Consider the following 16,737-nt stretch of genomic DNA (forward strand, 5'->3'; position numbering starts at 1 on the left):
AGCATGGCGATCATGCATTTCTTCAACCCCGGCCGCACGCCCTACGCCGAACGCGACCGTGAGCTGATCGGTGTGGAGCACGCCCGGCTCGCCCGCGCCCATTTCGCCCGGCACCCGGCCTACCGGCCCACGCCCGTGCACACCCTGACCGATCTGGCCGAGGCGGGCACCGTGCACGTCAAGGACGAGAGCGGCCGCATGGGCCTGGGCAGCTTCAAGGCGCTCGGCGGGGCCTACGCCGTGCACCGGCTGTCCGAACGCGACGGCGGCGGCACCACGTACGTCTGCGCCAGCGCCGGCAACCACGGCATCTCGGTCGCGGCCGGGGCCAGGGAGCTCGGCGCGCACTGCGTCGTCTACCTCAGCGAGCAGGTGCCCGAGCCGTTCGCGCACCGGCTGCGCGCCCTGGACGCCGAGGTCCGCCGCGAGGGCGGCGACTACGACGCCAGCCTGGCCGCCGCCCTGCACGCCTCCCAGGAGCACGGCTGGCGTCTGGTCGCCGACACCTCCTGGGAGGGCTACGACGACATCCCCCTGGACGTGATGCGCGGCTACACCGTCCTGTTCGACGAGATCGAGATCCCGCCCACCCACGTGTTCGTGCAGGCCGGGGTGGGCGGGCTGGCCGCCGCCGCGGCCGGGTACACGCGCGACCGCTGGGGCGAGCAGCCCAGGATCGTCGTGGTCGAGCCCGACGGCGCGCCCTGCCTGCTGGAGAGCGCCCGCGCGGGACGGCCGGTGCACGCCACCGGTTCGCCCACGCGCCTGGGCAGGCTCGACTGCCTGGAACCGTCCCTGATCGCCTTCGACCTGCTGAGCCGCCAGGCCGACCTGTTCGTCACCGTGGCCGACGAGCAGGCCGCCGAGGCCGCCGCGCTGCTGGCCGAGCGCGGGGTGGCCTTGTCGGAGTGCGGCGCGGCGGGGGCCGCCGGGCTGCTCGCCCTCGACCCGGGCACCCGCGAGGCGATCGCGCTCGGCCCGTCCGCACGCGTGTTGCTGGTGGGAACAGAGGGACCCGTGGAACCAAAGTGATCAGCGGGTCGTCAAAAGGGCGTGCATCAAGCTAACCGGCCAAAGCATGCTCGGGGAGACGGCCGGTTGGCCGAGCTCGACCTGCTGCGTTTCCTCGCCGCCCTGGCGGTCGTCGCCTTCCACTACCTGGTGGCCTTCGCCTCGGTTTGGGGGGCCAGGCCCGCCGCGCTGTTCCCCGCGCTGGCGCCGTTCGCCGGGCTGGGCATCCTCGGTGTCGAGCTGTTCTTCGTCATCAGCGGGTTCGTCATCCTCATGACGGTGTGGGGGAGGGGGCTCGGGGCGTTCGCCCGGTCGCGGCTGGTGCGGCTCTACCCGGCGTACTGGCTGAGCCTCGGCGCGGTGGCGGCCCTGTACGGGCTGACCGGCGCCACCGCGCTGGACCCAAAACTTTCACCAGGCCAGTACCTGGTGAACGCCACCATGTTCCAGCGGCTGTTCAAGGTGGCCGACGCCAGCGGCGTCTACTGGTCGCTCTGGGCCGAGCTGCGCTTCTACCTGCTGATCGCGATCCTGGTGATCGCCGGCGTCACGTACGGGCGCGTGCTGGTCTTCTCGGGCGTCTGGCTGGCCGTCGCGCTGGCCGCCAGGTTCGTGGAGAACGATCTGCTGAACGAGATCGTCATGCCCGACTACGCCCCCTACTTCGTCGCCGGCATGGCCCTCTATCTCATCCACCAGAACCGCAAGGCCCTGCTCCCGTGGCTGTACGTGGCCGCCGGATACGCCATGGCCATTCCCGCCGCGCTGGGCCGCGTGCACCGCCGCATCGACGCCGCCGGGTTCAAGAACATGCCCGTCACCGACACCGGCGTGATCGTCACCCTCACCCTGATCTTCGCCGCCATGGCCCTGGTGGCCCTCGGCCTGATCCGTCTCAAACCGTCCAGGACGCTCACCGCGCTGGGCGCCACCACTTACCCGCTTTACCTCTTCCATGGGGTTACCGCGGCGGCGCTCATCCCGCTGCTCACCGGCGACCTGCCCCCCTGGGCGGTGGCCCTGGTCACGACGCTGGCCGCCGTCGTGCTGTCGTATCTGATCTACTCCTTTGCCGAACGGCCGATCCAGCGACTCCTCAAGCCCCGCAGATCACCGCAAACCACAACAAGCTCCGCCGTACAGATTCAGAAGGCGTCGGTGCCATAACTCTGTGGCCTCGGGGCACTGTGAAGGGCATAGGCTCGGGCATATAAACGGCGGATAGGCAGATCCGGACGAACAGAGGGTGTTGCATGACGGTGCGTCGGGTGATGGGCATCGAGACCGAATACGGCATCTCCGTACCAGGTCAGCCAGGCGCCAACGCGATGGTGACCTCCTCCCAGGTCGTGAACGCCTACCTGGCCGCCTCGGCGGCCCGCGCGCGCAGAGCGCGATGGGACTTCGAGGAGGAGAACCCGCTGCGCGACGCGCGCGGCTTCGACCTGGCCCGCGAGGTCGCCGATCCCAGCCAGCTCACCGACGAGGACCTCGGGCTGGCCAACGTCATCCTCACCAACGGGGCCAGGCTCTACGTCGACCACGCCCACCCGGAGTACTCCTCGCCGGAGTGCACCAACCCGCGGGCCGCGGTCATCTGGGACAAGGCCGGCGAGCGCGTGATGTACGACGCGGCCACCCGCGCCTCGGCGATCCCGTCCAACGCGCCGATCCAGCTCTACAAGAACAACACCGACGCCAAGGGCGCCTCCTACGGCTGCCACGAGAACTACCTGATGCGGCGGGCCACGCCGTTCGCCGACATCGTCCGGCACCTGACGCCGTTCTTCGTCTCGCGGCAGGTCGTCACCGGCGCGGGCAAGGTCGGCATCGGCCAGGACTCCCGCGGCGAGGGCTTCCAGATCAGCCAGCGCGCCGACTTCTTCGAGGTCGAGGTGGGCCTGGAAACCACGCTCAAGCGGCCCATCATCAACACCCGCGACGAGCCGCACGCCGACCCCGAGAAGTACCGCCGGCTGCACGTGATCATCGGCGACGCCAACATGTCGGAGATCTCCACCTATCTCAAGCTCGGCTCCACCGCGCTCGTCCTGGCCATGATCGAGGAGGGCTTCCTGACCCGCGACCTGGCCGTGGAGAACCCCGTCCAGTCGCTGCGGGCGGTCAGCCACGACCCGACCTGCCGCTACGAGATCCCGATGCGCGACGGCCGCAGGCTCACCGCCGTGCAGCTCCAGATGGAGTACCTGGAGCAGGCCCGCAAGTACGTCGAGGAACGCGGCACCGCCCAGGACGAGATGAACAAGGACGTCCTCGACCGCTGGGAGTCCGTGCTCACGCGCCTGGCCGAGGACCCGATGCAGCTCTCGCGCGAGCTCGACTGGGTCGCCAAGCTGGAGCTGCTGGAGGGCTACCGCACCCGCGACAGCCTGCCCTGGTCCCACCCGCGGCTGCAGCTCGTCGACCTCCAGTACTCCGACATCCGCCCCGACCGCGGCCTGTACAACCGGCTCGTGGCGCGCGGGCGCATGCAGCGCCTGATCAGCGAGGAGGAGGTCGAGCGCGCGATCGAGCTGCCGCCGACCGACACCCGCGCCTACTTCCGCGGGCGCTGCCTGAGCCAGTACAGCGAGTCGGTGGCCGCCGCCTCCTGGGACTCGGTGATCTTCGACATCCCCGGCCGGGAGTCCCTGCAGCGCGTGCCCACGCTCGAACCGCTGCGCGGCACCAAGGCCCACGTCGGCGAGCTCTTCGACCGCTGCCGCACCGCGGCCGAGCTGGTCGCGGCGCTGACCGGCACCGGGGAGTAGCCGGGGCCCCGGGGCGTCCCGGGGCTCACAGCAGGCCGATGCCGAGCGTCAGCGTGCCCGCGGCCAGCGAGGCGCCGCCCACCGCGGTCAGCCAGATCAGCCGGTTCGGCTTGGTGTCGCGCGGACGCAGCACCGACAGGAAGAAGCCCAGCGGCATCAGGATGGGCGCGGCCACGATGAGCGTGCGCGTCAGCGCCTTCACGCCTTCGGACAGGCTCGCCTGGTCCACATACACCATCGCGACCAGGCTGAACAGCACCAGGACGCCCGCGTGCGCGTGCCCGGCCCGCCACAGGCCCCTGCGGACGGGGTTGTCCAGGTAGCCCGGCTCGTTGCGCATGAGGAAACGCAGCAGCGTCACACCGCCGAACGCGACGCCGGGGACTGTGATGAGGAGCACACCTGCCGTGTGCAGCGACGAAGGCGACATGTCGGGATCTCCTTGTGTATAGGTGGATCCATTATTGGATAGGAGCGCTATCCAGTCAAGCCGCCAAGATCGCAGGGTGTTCGACGCGAAATGTCGTCCGGTTCGGGGAAGATATGCCTTAGAGGCAGTCCCCCAAGCGGAGGTAGGACATGGCAACCAAGGACACCGGCGGGCAGAAGCAGACCGGCCGGCGTGAGGCCGAAGTTGAGGAGACCGAGGCCTCGGCGGCGCCGGACGTGCAGGAGCGACAGGAGAAGCTCACTGACGATGTCGACGCGATCCTGGACGAAATCGACGAAGTACTCGAAGAGAACGCAGAGGAATTCGTGCGTTCCTATGTGCAAAAGGGTGGCGAGTAGGGCCAGTAGGGCCTTGTCCTCACCGCTCTGACCATGGGGAAGGATGAGCCCCGGCCGATGCGGCCGGGGCTCACTCCTCTGGCACTCAGCCAGGAGTTCGGTCGGGCGCCGTGTAGTCGACCGCCACGCCGAGCAGCCGGACCGGTCGGTCCAGGTCGAAGCGGCCCAGCGCGGCGAGCGCCGCCTCGGTCAGCGCGCCGGCGTCGGCCGTGGGCCCGGGGAGCGTGCACTGCCGGGTACGGGTCAGGAACGGGGTGAAGCGCACCTTGACCGTCACCCGCGCGCAGAGACGCCCCGCCGCCACGGCGTCGCGGGCGACCTGCCCGGCGAGATCGGCCACCTGGCCGGCGACGGCCTCCCGATCGGTGAGGTCACGGGGAAAGGTGATCTCGCGGCTGTGACCGCGGGCCACCCAGGGAGTGGTGTCCACCTCGGCCTCGCCCCTGCCGAGGGCCAGGTAGTGGTACCAGGGGCCATTCACCGGACCGAAGGCGCGGGCCAGCTCGGCGGGGTCGGCGGCGGCCAGGTCGGCGACCGTGCGCAGGCCGAGCCCGGCGAGTTTCTTCGCCGTCCGGGCGCCGATGCCCCACAGCGCGTCGGTCGGCCGGTCGTTCATCACCTCGGCCCAGTTCTCGCCGGTCAGGCGGTAGACGCCGGCCGGTTTGGCGAAGGCCGAGGCGAGCTTGGCCTGGTGCTTGTTGTCGCCGATGCCGACCGAGCAGCTCAGCGTGGTGCGGTCGAGCACGACCCGCCGCAGGTCGGCCGCCAGCGCCTCGGGGTCGTCGGTCGTGGCGCCGACGAACGCCTCGTCCCAGCCCCAGACCTCCACCAGCACCGGCAGCTCGCGCAGGGCGGCCATGACGCGCTCGGAGGCGGCCTCGTAGGCGGGCGGGTCGCTGGGCAGGAAGACGGCGTCGGGGCAGCGCCGCAGCGCGGTGCGCAGCGGCATGCCGGAGTGCACGCCGTGCGCGCGGGCCTCGTAGGTGGCGGTCGCGGCGACCGTGCGCGGCTGGGCGGGGTCGCCGGAACCGCCCACGACGACGGGCCTGCCGCGCAGCTCGGGATGGCGCAGCAGCTCGACGGCGGCGATGAACTGGTCGAGGTCGACGTGCAGGATCCAGGCCCTGGCCATGAGTCCAGTATGCGAGGCGGGCCGCCCCGGGGTCACAGCAGCCGGTCGTCGCGGTAGACCAGGGCGCGGCGCGGCACGGCCCAGCGGGCGGCGCCGAGCGGCGGCTCCTCGCCCTCCGGCACGACGGCCTGGATGAGCGCGTCCGGCGACTCCAGGGTGATGAGGGTGTGGGTGCCCATGTTCTCCAGGACGGAGACGACGCCGGGGAAGGCGTCGGGGCGCTCGGCGGGGGACAGGTCCATGTACTCCGGGCGCACGCCGTACGTCACGGGGGCGTCGTCGTCCGGGGGCAGGCCGTCGGGCAGGGGGCGCAGGGCGCCGGCCACCTTGAGCCCGGAGCCGGTGACCTGGGCGGGCAGCAGGTTCATCGGGGTGGAGCCGATGAAGGAGGCCACGAACGTGGTGGCCGGCCGGTGGAAGATCTCCGCCGGGGTGCCGACCTGGATCATCGAGCCCCTGGACATGACGGCGATGCGGTCGGCCAGCGCGAGCGCCTCGGCCTGGTCGTGGGTGACGAACACGGTGGTGACGGCCAGCTCCCGCTGCAGCCGCTTGAGGAAGGTGCGCGCCTCCAGGCGCAGGCGGGCGTCGAGGTTGGACAGCGGCTCGTCGAACAGGAACGCGGCCGGGTGGCAGGCGATCGCGCGGGCCAGCGCCACCCGCTGCTGCTGGCCGCCGGACAGCTCGGACGGACGCCGCAGCAGCAGCTCGGTGAGGCTGAGCCGGGCCGCGACCTCGGCCGCCTTCTCCGTCCGGCGGGCGCGGGGGACCTTCCTGATGCGCAGCGGGTAGGCGATGTTGGCGGTGACGTCCATGTGGGGGAAGATCGCGTAGTCCTGGAAGACCATGGCGACGTCGCGCTCGCCCGGCGGCAGCGCGGTGACGTCCTTGCCGTTGATGGCGACGGTCCCGGAGGTGGGGGTCTCCAGGCCGGCGATGCTGCGCAGGAGGGTGGTCTTGCCGCAGCCGGAGGGGCCGAGCAGGGCGAAGAACTCGCCGTCCTCGACGGTGAGGGCGAGGTCGTCGAGCGCGCGCACGCCTCCGGGGAACACCTTGGTCAGGCCGTGCAGGGAAATCAACGCTTGATTCCTCCGTGGAAGCGGAAACCGTACCGCTGGGAGACGAACAGGTACATCAGCACCACCGGCAGGGAGTACAGCAGCGAGAAGGCGGAGATGAGGTCGAGCCGGGGCGCGCCGCCCTCGGTGTAGAGCGTGTAGAGGATGATCGAGCCGGGCGCCTTCTCGGGGTCGCGCAGCAGAATGAACTGGAACAGGAACCCGCCCCACACGCTGGCCAGCGCCCACACGGCGATGGTGGCCAGCCCCGGCCGGACGAGCGGGACCACGATGTGCCGCAGGATCTGCAGCGACGAGGCGCCGAAGACCCGGGCGGACTCCTCGTAGGAGGTGGGCGTCTCGTCCATGAAGTCCTTCAGGATGAAGATCGCGGCGGGCAGCAGACCGGCCGAGACCACGAGGACGACGCCGAGATGGGTGTCGATGAGGCCGAGCCGGGTGGCCAGCTCGAAGATCGGCACCATCGCCGCGGTGCCGGTGACCACGGACGACAGCAGCAGGAGCAGGTAGAGCAGCACGTCACGGCCGGGCAGCCGCACCCGCGACAGGGCGTAGGCGGCCAGCGCCGACAGGACGACGACCAGCACCGCCGCCCCGCCCCCTTGGATGAGTGAGTTGCGGATCGAGCCCAGCGCGTACGGGTTGTCCAGAACGGCGGCGAAGTTGCGCAACGTGAACTCGGGGATCGACGTGGTGATCGTCGGCGTGTCGTCGAAGGGCGCGCTGGCCAGCCAGAGCATGGGCAGCGCGAAGAAGGCCAGGACGACGGCGACGAACACGGTGGCGGCCAGCCGTCCGAGCGTGTGGCGGATCATGCGGGCGGTCCTCCGGCGGCGGCGACCTCCCGCGTGCGGCGACGTCCGCGCAGCAACCGCAGGTAGGCCAGGGCGAAGACGAGGTTGATCAGCAGGATGAGGAAGGAGATGGCGGCGCCCACGCCGAGCTGCCCGTCCTGGAGGGCGACGCGGTAGACGTACACGGGCAGGATCTCCGAGCGGCCCTCGGGCCCGCCGCCGGTCAGCACGAACGGCGTGAAGTCGTTGAACGTCCACAGGCTGATCAGCAGCAGGTTCGTCAGGACGTGCCGCCTGATGGCGGGCAGCACCACGTCGCGCAGCTGCTGCGGCACGCTCGCGCCGGCCAGCCGGGCGGTCTCCAGGTGCGAGGGCGGCACGTTCTCCAGGGCGGCCGAGTAGAGCATCATCGAGAACGCGGTGCCGCGCCACACGTTGAAGACGATGATCGACAGCAGCGGGTAGTCCAGCAGCCAGGCGAACCCCGGCGTGTGCAGCAGGGCGTTGAGCGTGCCGTCGTCGCGGTCGAGCAGCGCGAACCACAACATGCCGACCACGGTGCTGGGCAGGATCCACGACAGCAGCACCGCGCCCTCGACGACCCGGCGCAGCGGGCCGGTGCGCGAGCGCAGGATCCAGGCCAGGGCGAAGCCCAGCCCGGCCTGCCCGACGACGGCCGAGCCGCCGACGTACAGCAGGGTGAGCCACAGCGAGGACAGGAACCGCGGGTCGGCGAGCGCGGCGGTGTAGTTGTCCAGTCCGACGACCTGGGGGTCGGCGGCGGCCAGACCGGTCAGCCGGTAGTCGGTCAGGCCGAGGTAGATGGTCCACAGGGCCGGGAAGAGCAGGAAGACGCCGATCAGGACCAGGGCGGGCAGGACGAACGCGACCGCCCTGCCCCGGCCCAGCCCGGCGGCGTCAGCCGCCGACGTTGGCCGCGCCACCGACCAGTCCCTCCAGCTTGCTCCGGTACGCCGCGGCCGCCTCGTCGGCGCTCTTCCCGGCCACCACGGCCGCCGTGGCCTCCTGCAGGGCGGTGGAGACCTGCGGGTAGACGGCCAGGCCCGGCCGGTAGGCGGTGATGGGCAGCACCTCGTCGGCGACGAACTTGAGCATGGGGTCGGCGCTCAGCACCTCTTCGTTGACGTCGGTGCGGGCGCTGACGCGGGCCTTCCCGGCCAGCTGCGACTTGGTCGCGGCGGCCGAGTGCATGAAGGCCAGCAGCTCCCAGGCCGCCTTGGGGTTCTTGGAGAAGGGGTTGAGCACGCGGACCGCCCCGCCGGACATGCTGACGAAGTCCTGGCCGCGGATGCCGCCGCCGGGCTGCCTGGCCGGGATCTTGGCGTAGCCCACGACCTGGTCGCGGTCGGGCATGGGGGCGACCCCGGCCTTGGGCTCGATGACCGAGCGCCAGAAGTAGTCGCTCTCGGCCAGGATGGCGATCTTGCCGGCGGCGAACTGCGCGAAGGACTTGTCGCGCCCCTTGGCCTCCTGCTGGAGCTTGGGGTCGCCGAGCCCGCTGCCGCCGTAGACCTGCTGGTAGAAGCCGAGGACGTCCTTGACGGCCTGGGAGGCGCCGGTCCACTTGCCCGAGGCGTAGATCTCCGCCCCGGCGCCGGCCAGCAGCGGCAGCACGCCCTGCATGGTGGTGGCCTCGCCCATGGCGGTGCCGGCGTCGATCTGGAGGGGCGTGGGCACCCCGGCGGCCTTGAGCTTGACGCCGGCGTCGATGATCTGCTGCCAGCTGGTCGGCTGCCAGGTCTCTGGCAGCCCGGCCTTCCTGAACAGCGCCTTGTTGTAGAACAGCACGCGGCCGTCGGTGCCCTGGGGCAGGCCGTACTTCTTGCCGTCGAAGATGCCGAGGCCCTGGACGGCCTGCGGGATCTGCGACCAGCCCTCCCACTGCTCGACGCCGGCGCCGCCGACCTCGGTGAGCGGCTTGATGTATCCGGCCTGGGCGAACTCGCCGACCCAGATGCCGTCGAGGTCGATGACGTCGGCCCCGGTCCTGGACTTGAGGTCGAGCGCGATCTTGGTCTTGTACTGCTCGTCGTCCACGCCGTTGCCCTGGAAGAGCACCTTGACGTTCTGGTGGGTCTTCTCGAACTCGGGGATGACCCACTTCTTGATCCAGGCGGCGGACTCGGAGTTCTTGCCGCCCTCGATGGAGTTGGCGGTGATGGTGAGGGTGATGCTGCCCCCGGACTGGGTGCCGGAGCCGCAGGAGGTGAGGGCCAGGACGGCTGCGGCCGCGACGAGCGCGGGCCGGCTGGGAAGTCGCAAGTCGGCCTCCTGTTCAGGACGTGCAGACATACCGACAATCGCACGGGGTGTGGCGGGCGTAAAGAAACGATCTGATGAACGGTTCGCCGTGAGCTGATCGTGGGAAGTGCAGACAGCAACGCAACATGAGTAGGGTCGGCCTAGAGACACTGATGTTGGGAGGGAGTCGCGTGGCACCGAACAGGGATCTGCCCGTCGGCCTGGTGGACCAGCTTTTCCGAAACTCAGGGAACTCCTCGTTCACCGAGTTCGTCGGCTCTTACGCGCCCGAGTTGCTGCCGCAGCGTCACCAGGCGCTGGCCACTCCGATCGGCGACCAGGTCCCCCACGCGACCACGATCGTGGCCGCCACCTTCGCCGGCGGCGTGGTGATGGCGGGCGACCGGCGGGCCACGTCGGGGAACATCATCTCGCAGCGTGACATCGAGAAGGTGTTCCGCTCCGACGACTACTCGTGCATGGGCATCGCGGGCACGGCCAGCACCGGCATCGAGATGGCCCGCCTCTACCGCGTGGAGCTGGAGCACTACGAGAAGATGGAGGGCCGCACGCTCTCGGTGGCGGGCAAGGCCAACCGCCTGGCCACCATGATCCGCGGCAACCTCGGCATGGCGATGCAGGGCCTGGTGGTGGTGCCGCTGTTCGCGGCCTACGACCCCGACCGCGACGAGGGCCGCATCTTCAGCTACGACGTGGCGGGCGGCCCCTACGAGCGCGACCGCTACGACGCCATCGGCTCCGGCTCGATCTTCGCCCGCGGCTCGCTGAAGAAGCTCTACCGCGACGGCGCCTCGGCCGACGACATGGTGATGACGGTGATCCAGGCCCTCTACGACGCGGCCGACGACGACTCGGCGACCGGCGGGCCCGACGTGTCGAGGAAGATCTGGCCGATCGTGTCGGTGATCGACGCCGACGGCTTCCGCAGGCTGACCGACCAGCAGGTGGCCGCCAAGGTCGAACAGATGCTGGAGGCCCGGATGATCTCGCCCGACGGCCCCATCGCCCCGCTGCGCTAGAAAGGACCACTGCCCGTGTCCATGCCTTTTGGATATGCGTCCCCTGAGCAGATCATGCGGGACAAGGCCGACTACGCGCGCAAGGGCATCGCGCGGGGCCGGTCGGTCGTCGTGTTGCAGTACGTCGACGGCATCCTGTTCGTGGCGCCCAACCCGTCGCGGGCGCTGCACAAGATCAGCGAGATCTACGACCGCATCGGGTTCGCCGCCGTCGGCCGCTACAACGAGTTCGAGGAGCTGCGCCTCGGCGGCATCCGCTACGCCGACATCAACGGCTACACCTACGACCGCTCCGACGTGACCGGTCGCGGGCTGGCCAACCTCTACGCCTCCAACCTGGGCCGCATCTTCACCGAGTCGATCAAGTCGCTGGAGGTGGAGGTCGTCGTCGCCGAGGTCGGCGACACGCCCGACGGCGACGCGATCTACCGGCTGACCTTCGACGGCTCGGTGTTCGACGAGCACGGCTTCGCCGCCATGGGCGGCCAGGCCGACGCCGTGGCCGGGCGGCTGAAGGAGCGCTACCGCGAGTCGATGTCGCTGGCCGACGCCCTTGAGGTGGCGCTGGCCGCGCTCACCGAGCCGGGCGGCGAGCGGCCGCCGGTCACCCAGCTGGAGGTCGCGGTGCTCGACCGCAACCGCGAGCACCGCAAGTTCCTGCGGCTGACGGGCGCGCGGCTGGAGCGCCTGCTCGCCCAGACGACGACGTCCGCCGCGCAGCCCGCCACCCCGCCCGAGGCCCCGCCGACCGGGCCCGCCGGGGAGTCGTCCGGGACGGCGCCTGAGACCCCGCCCGCCACCCCGCCCACCACGCCGCCCGCCGCGCCGCCGACCGGTCCGCCCACGGGCCCCGAAGGCGACGTCGACGACGGCTCCGGGCCGCTCTGAGCCTTCGAAGACCGCAGGGAGAGGGCGAGGGCCACCATGACGGCCCTCGCCCTCTCCCTTGAGCTCACCGCCCGCGACAGGGCCCGCGCTGTGTGACCTGTATCACCGGCATGGCGGTGAACCCCGGGGCGCGAGGTGGGATCTCAGCAAGCGTGAACACAACGATGCGCACCCTCCTCACCGGCGGCACCGCCGCCGCCGCGCTGCTGGCCTCCGGCGTCGCCGCCCACGCGGCCACGACCGCCACCGCCACCGCCACCGCCACCGCCACCGCCACCGCCACGGCGAGCCAGGCCGCCACCGCCTACCCGGCGTACAAGAAGCCCGCGATCTTCGGCACGAGCTTCCAGGCCGACCCCGGCCACGACTTCACCAAGGGCATCCACTCCCGCCACAGCGGCATCCTGCGCGGCTGGATCACCGACGTGCGCGACGGCGTCGCCGAGTACGAGCCCATCAAGTGGAAGCGGTCCAAGACCACCGAGGGCTACTTCGTCGGCCCGCCCGAGGGCGACGTGACGGCCTACGCCTCCCCGATCGCCAAGGACGTCGTCTTCCTGTCGGCCTACGGCTGCAAGCCGGTGATGGCGGCCATGACCGTCGACCGCAACACCGGCCTGGGCGCCAAGCGCTGCCCCGCGTCCGTCCTGGTCAAGCGGCACGACAAGCAGCGGCAGCCGTCGCTCATCACGGTGCACAAGGGCAAGATCGTCAAGGTTCAGGAGATCTACACCCCGTGATCCCGGCTCCGCGCTTCGCGGGGGCGGGCGCGGACCTGGTAAAACCCACCCAGCAAATCTGGCAAATGGGACGTCCGCCGGAAAACACCTGTGAAGATCTCTCCCTATCGCCGATCCGTGGGCATAGTGTGAGGTGATGGATCGTCGCATCTTCGGGCTGGAGAACGAGTACGGCGTGACCTGCACGTTCAGGGGACAGCGCAGGCTGTCCCCCGACGAGGTCGCGCGCTACCTGTTCCGGCGGGTCGTGTCCTGGGGCCGATCGAGCAACGTCTTCCTCCGCAACGGCGCACGTCTCTACCTCGACGTGGGCAGCCATCCTGAGTACGCAACACCCGAGTGTGACAACGTCATCGAACTCGTCACCCACGACAAGGCGGGCGAGCGCATCCTTGAGGGCCTTCTCGTCGACGCCGAGAAACGCCTGCGCGAAGAGGGCATCGCGGGTGACATCTACCTGTTCAAGAACAACACCGACTCGGCCGGCAACTCCTACGGCTGCCACGAGAACTACCTGGTGGGCCGGCACGGCGAGTTCGGCCGCCTGGCCGACGTGCTGATCCCGTTCCTGGTGACCCGGCAGATCGTGTGCGGGGCGGGCAAGGTGCTCCAGACGCCGCGCGGCGCCGTCTACTGCGTCTCGCAGCGGGCCGAGCACATCTGGGAGGGCGTCTCCAGCGCCACCACCCGGTCCCGGCCGATCATCAACACCCGCGACGAGCCGCACGCCGACGCCGAGCGCTTCCGCCGCCTGCACGTGATCGTCGGCGACTCGAACATGAGCGAGACCACGATGCTGCTCAAGGTCGGCGCGACCGACCTGGTGCTGCGCATGATCGAGGCCGGCACGGTGATGCGCGACCTGTCCCTGGAGAACCCGATCAGGGCCATCCGCGAGGTCTCCCACGACATGACCGGCCGCCGCCGGGTGCGCCTGGCCAACGGCCGGGAGGCCTCCAGCCTGGAGATCCAGCAGGAGTACCTGTCCAAGGCCCAGGACTTCGTCGACCGGCGCGGCGGCGACGCCATCACCCGCCGGGTGCTGGAGCTGTGGGAACGCACCCTGCGCGCCGTCGAGACCGGCGACCTCGACCTGGTCTCGCGCGAGATCGACTGGGTGACCAAATACCAGCTGATCGAGCGCTACCGCAAGAAGTACGACCTGCCGCTGTCCTCGCCCAGGGTGGCCCAGCTCGACCTGGCCTACCACGACGTCCACCGCAAGCGCGGCCTGTTCTACCTGCTGCAGAAGCGCGGCTCGGTCGAGCGGGTGGCCTCCGACCTGAAGATCTTCGAGGCCAAGTCGGTGCCGCCGCAGACCACCAGGGCGCGCCTGCGCGGCGAGTTCATCCGCAAGGCGCAGGAGAAGCGGCGCGACTTCACCGTCGACTGGGTTCACCTGAAGCTGAACGACCAGGCCCAGCGCACGGTGCTGTGCAAGGACCCCTTCCGCAGCGTGGACGAGCGCGTCGACAAGCTCATCGCCGGCATGTGAGGCGACGGCCGGGGCGTGGTGTTTACCTCGGCCCTACCTCGATGTCGGGTAGGGTGACGCGAATCTGACGTCTTTTCCGAGGGAAGTCCATGCGCCGCGCTCTGGCCGTACTGGCAGCCGTGCCTTTGATCTTCGTCGCCGCCGCGTGCGGCGACACCGACGCCGGGGCGAACGGAGGCGCCACCACCGGCACCGACGCGGCCGGGCTCACCGTCACCGGGAACGTGGGCGTCAAGCCCACGGTGACCTTCCCCGCCGGCTCGCCGGCGACGAAGTCCTCCTACAAGGTGATCCAGCCGGGCACCGGCCCGGAGGTCAAGACCGGCGACAAGCTGATCGTCAACCTGACCGTCTACAACTGGGACGGCAAGGGCAACGCGATCCAGGGCTCCTCCTACGACACCAAGCAGCCCGAGACCGTCCCGGTCAACGAGCAGCTGCCGGAGGTGCTGCGCACCGGCTTCACGAAGGTCAAGCACGGCGGCCGGCTGCTGGCCGTGCTGGCCAACGACTCGGCCCCGGCGGGGCAGGCCACGGCCGGTGCCGAGCCGACGAAGGTGTTCGTGCTCGACGTGGTCGGCGCCCGGCCCCCGGCGCTGAAGGCGGCCACGGGCAAGGAGACCGGCCAGACCCTCAAGGGCGTCAAGGTGGACAACCCGGGTGGGGAGAAGGCTCCGACGCTGACCACCAAGACCGACGAGAAGCCGTCCAAGGAGCTGGTGGTCAAGACCATCATCGAGGGCACCGGCGCCAAGGTGCAGCCCACCCAGACGCTGACCGTCCACTACACGGGCAAGATCTGGGGCACCGACAGCCAGTTCGACTCCAGCTGGGAGCGCGGCGAGCCGGCCGAGTTCCCGCTCGCGAACGTGATCCAGGGCTGGCAGAAGGGCCTGGCCGGGGTGCCGGTCGGCAGCCGGGTCGTGATGAGCATCCCGCCGGACCTCGGCTACGGCGACCAGGCCCAGGACAAGATCCCCGCCAAGAGCACGCTGGTGTTCGTGGTCGACGTGCTGGCGGCCTCCTGACCGGGTGATCTCCTGACGGGCCGTCCGACGACGCGGTAGCATCTCGTGGCCCGGTGGCGTCTCGCCGCCGGGCCACTTTGTCGTGGGAGGGCAGATGCGCCGCCGTACGATCGTGCCGTCGCTGGCGTCGCTGCTGCTGCTGGCCGCCGCCTGCACGGGCCCGACGGCCGGCGGGCCCGCGCTCAAGGCGGAGAAGAAACTCGACCTGAAGGTGGGCGGCGCGTTCGGCGCCCGGCCCACGATCGTCTTCCCCGCCGGCCGGCCGGCCGCCGATCTCCAGGTCGACGAGCTGACCACGGGCGGCGGCGACCGGCTGGGCGACGACGACGTCGCGGTCGTCCAGTACACCGCGCACGTCTGGGACGGCCGCGACAACCGCCTGGTCGACTCCAGCTTCAACCGGGGCGCCCCCGCGGCCTTCCCGGTGGGCTCGCTGCTGCCGGGGCTCGGCAGGGCGCTGCGCGGCCGCACGGTGGGCAGCAGGGTGCTCGCGGCCGTCCCGCCCGACCAGGGCTTCGGCGCCGCCCCGCCGCGCGGCGTCGGCCCGGCCGACGACCTGGTCTACGTCGTGGACATCCTGGGCGCCCACCGCAAGGGCGTCTCGGTCGAGGCGGCCGGCGGGTCGCTGGCCGGCGTCCGGGTGACCGGCGGCGAGCGGCCGAAGGTGTCGATCCCGGCCGCCGCGCCGCCGCGCGCCTTCGCCGCCAAGGTGCTGCGGCGGGGGAGCGGCGGCCCGGCGCGGGCCGGGCAGCTCCTGGTCACCCAGTACGAGGGCGCGATCTGGGCCCGGCGCGAGGTCTTCGACTCCACCTGGTCGACCGGTCTGCCGAAGGCGTTCCGGATCGGCGACGGCACCGTGATCAAGGCGTGGGACAAGGCGCTGGTCGGCGTGCCCGTCGGCAGCCGGGTGCTGATGGTCGTCCCGCCCGCCTACGGCTACGGCGCGCCGGGCCATCCCGCGTACGGGATCAAGGGCTCCGACGCCCTCGTGTTCGTCGTGGACGTCCTGGCCGCCTACTGAGGCTCCGTAGACTCCGGCTGTGAGCAGTGACGACGACCTGCAGGCGCTCGGCCTGCTGCACGACCCCGTGCGCCGCAGCCTGTACGAGGCCGTGACCGCCGGCGGCGGCGACGTCGGCCGGGGCGAGGCCGCCGAGGCGGCCGGCGTGTCCAGGACGCTGGCCGGCCACCACCTCGACAAGCTCGTCGAGGCCGGGCTGCTGGAGAGCGGCTTTCGTCCCCAGGACAGGAAGGGCCCCGGCAGCGGCCGCCCGGCCAAGGTCTACCGCAGGGCCAAGGGCGAGCGCACGGTCAGCCTGCCCCCGCGCGACTACGCCACGCCCGCCGCGGTGCTGGCCGACGTGGTGGAGCTGCTCGGCGCGGAGGAGCAGGCCGAGCAGGCGGCCCGCCGGGCGGGCGCGCGCATCGGCAGGGGGCGCGGCGGCGAGCCCGTCGACCGGGTGCTGCGCGAGCGCGGCTACGAGCCCTACGACGAGGGCGGCGCGCTGCGGCTGCGCAACTGCCCCTTCCACCTGCTGTCGCAGGAGCAGCCGCTGCTGGTGTGCTCGATGAACCTGGCGCTGTGCCAGGGGCTGCTGGAGGGTATGGGCGAGGACCCGGGCAGGGCGCGGCTGGATCCGCGGCCGGGGGAGTGCTGCGTCTCGCTTTCTAAAACAAATGAAGATTGACATAGAAGCCGCGAGAGTGA

The 16,737-nt window shown here is 70.9% G+C and carries 17 protein-coding genes; 11 read left to right on the plus strand and 6 right to left on the minus strand.

The features are described from left to right. The first annotated feature begins 12 nt into the window (after positions 1-12). The 3 genes from ACFYUV_RS44065 (at position 13) to dop (ending at position 3,782) form a co-directional block, all read left to right on the plus strand. The gene (locus tag ACFYUV_RS44065; RefSeq protein WP_387680236.1) at positions 13-1,032 is read left to right on the plus strand and encodes a pyridoxal-phosphate dependent enzyme; all 1,020 of its coding nucleotides are present in this window, start codon (positions 13-15) and stop codon (positions 1,030-1,032) included. Positions 1,033-1,098: 66 nt separating this feature from the next. Continuing rightward, positions 1,099-2,178 (plus strand): acyltransferase family protein, encoded by a 1,080-nt coding sequence (locus tag ACFYUV_RS44070; protein WP_387680239.1) that lies wholly within the window; start codon positions 1,099-1,101, stop codon positions 2,176-2,178. A gap of 86 nt (positions 2,179-2,264) precedes the next feature. Beyond that, positions 2,265-3,782, plus strand: a complete 1,518-nt coding sequence (dop, locus tag ACFYUV_RS44075) for a depupylase/deamidase Dop (protein ID WP_358299020.1) — start codon at positions 2,265-2,267, stop codon at positions 3,780-3,782. Between the two features lie 25 nt (positions 3,783-3,807). Here the strand turns inward: dop and ACFYUV_RS44080 are convergent, their stop codons facing one another. Beyond that, a complete protein-coding gene (locus ACFYUV_RS44080) occupies positions 3,808-4,212 on the minus strand; it encodes a hypothetical protein (RefSeq protein WP_352327589.1) in 405 nt (134 codons plus the stop codon). A 149-nt stretch (positions 4,213-4,361) separates the two neighbouring features. On the opposite strand from ACFYUV_RS44080, the gene ACFYUV_RS44085 reads away from it, so the two are divergent. After that, complete coding sequence (locus ACFYUV_RS44085) at positions 4,362-4,571, plus strand: ubiquitin-like protein Pup (protein WP_132622197.1); 210 nt, start codon at positions 4,362-4,364, stop codon at positions 4,569-4,571. Positions 4,572-4,656: 85 nt separating this feature from the next. Here the strand turns inward: ACFYUV_RS44085 and ACFYUV_RS44090 are convergent, their stop codons facing one another. Genes ACFYUV_RS44090 through ACFYUV_RS44110 form a run of 5 tightly spaced genes read right to left on the minus strand, consistent with a single transcriptional unit; the run spans position 4,657 to position 9,859 of the window. Continuing rightward, a complete protein-coding gene (locus ACFYUV_RS44090; RefSeq protein WP_387680243.1) occupies positions 4,657-5,703 on the minus strand; it encodes a DNA polymerase IV in 1,047 nt (348 codons plus the stop codon). Between the two features lie 32 nt (positions 5,704-5,735). After that, complete coding sequence (locus tag ACFYUV_RS44095) at positions 5,736-6,782, minus strand: ABC transporter ATP-binding protein (RefSeq protein ID WP_364338303.1); 1,047 nt, start codon at positions 6,780-6,782, stop codon at positions 5,736-5,738. Further along, positions 6,779-7,597, minus strand: a complete 819-nt coding sequence (locus tag ACFYUV_RS44100; protein ID WP_352364067.1) for a carbohydrate ABC transporter permease — start codon at positions 7,595-7,597, stop codon at positions 6,779-6,781. Before ACFYUV_RS44100 ends, ACFYUV_RS44095 begins: the two co-directional genes overlap by 4 nt. Next, the gene (locus ACFYUV_RS44105; RefSeq protein WP_357977328.1) at positions 7,594-8,520 is read right to left on the minus strand and encodes a sugar ABC transporter permease; all 927 of its coding nucleotides are present in this window, start codon (positions 8,518-8,520) and stop codon (positions 7,594-7,596) included. The genes ACFYUV_RS44100 and ACFYUV_RS44105 overlap by 4 nt, the downstream gene beginning before the upstream one ends. Further along, a complete protein-coding gene (locus ACFYUV_RS44110) occupies positions 8,495-9,859 on the minus strand; it encodes an extracellular solute-binding protein (protein WP_387680247.1) in 1,365 nt (454 codons plus the stop codon). The genes ACFYUV_RS44105 and ACFYUV_RS44110 overlap by 26 nt, the downstream gene beginning before the upstream one ends. A 152-nt stretch (positions 9,860-10,011) precedes the next feature. Here ACFYUV_RS44110 and prcB point away from each other — a divergent pair, with 152 nt between their 5' ends. From prcB to ACFYUV_RS44145, 7 genes are all read left to right on the plus strand, one after another. Next, entirely contained in the window at positions 10,012-10,878 is an 867-nt protein-coding gene (gene prcB, locus ACFYUV_RS44115; RefSeq protein ID WP_387680249.1) for a proteasome subunit beta, read from the plus strand. A gap of 21 nt (positions 10,879-10,899) precedes the next feature. Then, positions 10,900-11,766: a proteasome subunit alpha gene (prcA, locus tag ACFYUV_RS44120; protein ID WP_387680252.1), complete on the plus strand. Its 867-nt coding sequence runs from the start codon at positions 10,900-10,902 to the stop codon at positions 11,764-11,766. 152 nt (positions 11,767-11,918) lie between these two features. After that, positions 11,919-12,506: a hypothetical protein gene (locus ACFYUV_RS44125; RefSeq protein WP_387680255.1), complete on the plus strand. Its 588-nt coding sequence runs from the start codon at positions 11,919-11,921 to the stop codon at positions 12,504-12,506. Between the two features lie 136 nt (positions 12,507-12,642). After that, a complete protein-coding gene (gene pafA, locus ACFYUV_RS44130) occupies positions 12,643-14,001 on the plus strand; it encodes a Pup--protein ligase (protein WP_125642647.1) in 1,359 nt (452 codons plus the stop codon). Positions 14,002-14,120: 119 nt separating this feature from the next. After that, positions 14,121-15,029, plus strand: coding sequence for an FKBP-type peptidyl-prolyl cis-trans isomerase (locus ACFYUV_RS44135; protein WP_387680256.1), 909 nt, complete (start codon positions 14,121-14,123; stop codon positions 15,027-15,029). 94 nt (positions 15,030-15,123) lie between these two features. Beyond that, entirely contained in the window at positions 15,124-16,050 is a 927-nt protein-coding gene (locus ACFYUV_RS44140) for an FKBP-type peptidyl-prolyl cis-trans isomerase (RefSeq protein WP_387680259.1), read from the plus strand. A gap of 19 nt (positions 16,051-16,069) precedes the next feature. Then, the gene (locus tag ACFYUV_RS44145; protein ID WP_364341809.1) at positions 16,070-16,717 is read left to right on the plus strand and encodes a helix-turn-helix domain-containing protein; all 648 of its coding nucleotides are present in this window, start codon (positions 16,070-16,072) and stop codon (positions 16,715-16,717) included. Positions 16,718-16,737: the final 20 nt, after the last annotated feature.

Origin of the sequence: Nonomuraea sp. NPDC003560 (genome assembly GCF_042878785.1) — a bacterium.
Taxonomy (GTDB): Bacteria; Actinomycetota; Actinomycetes; order Streptosporangiales; family Streptosporangiaceae; genus Nonomuraea.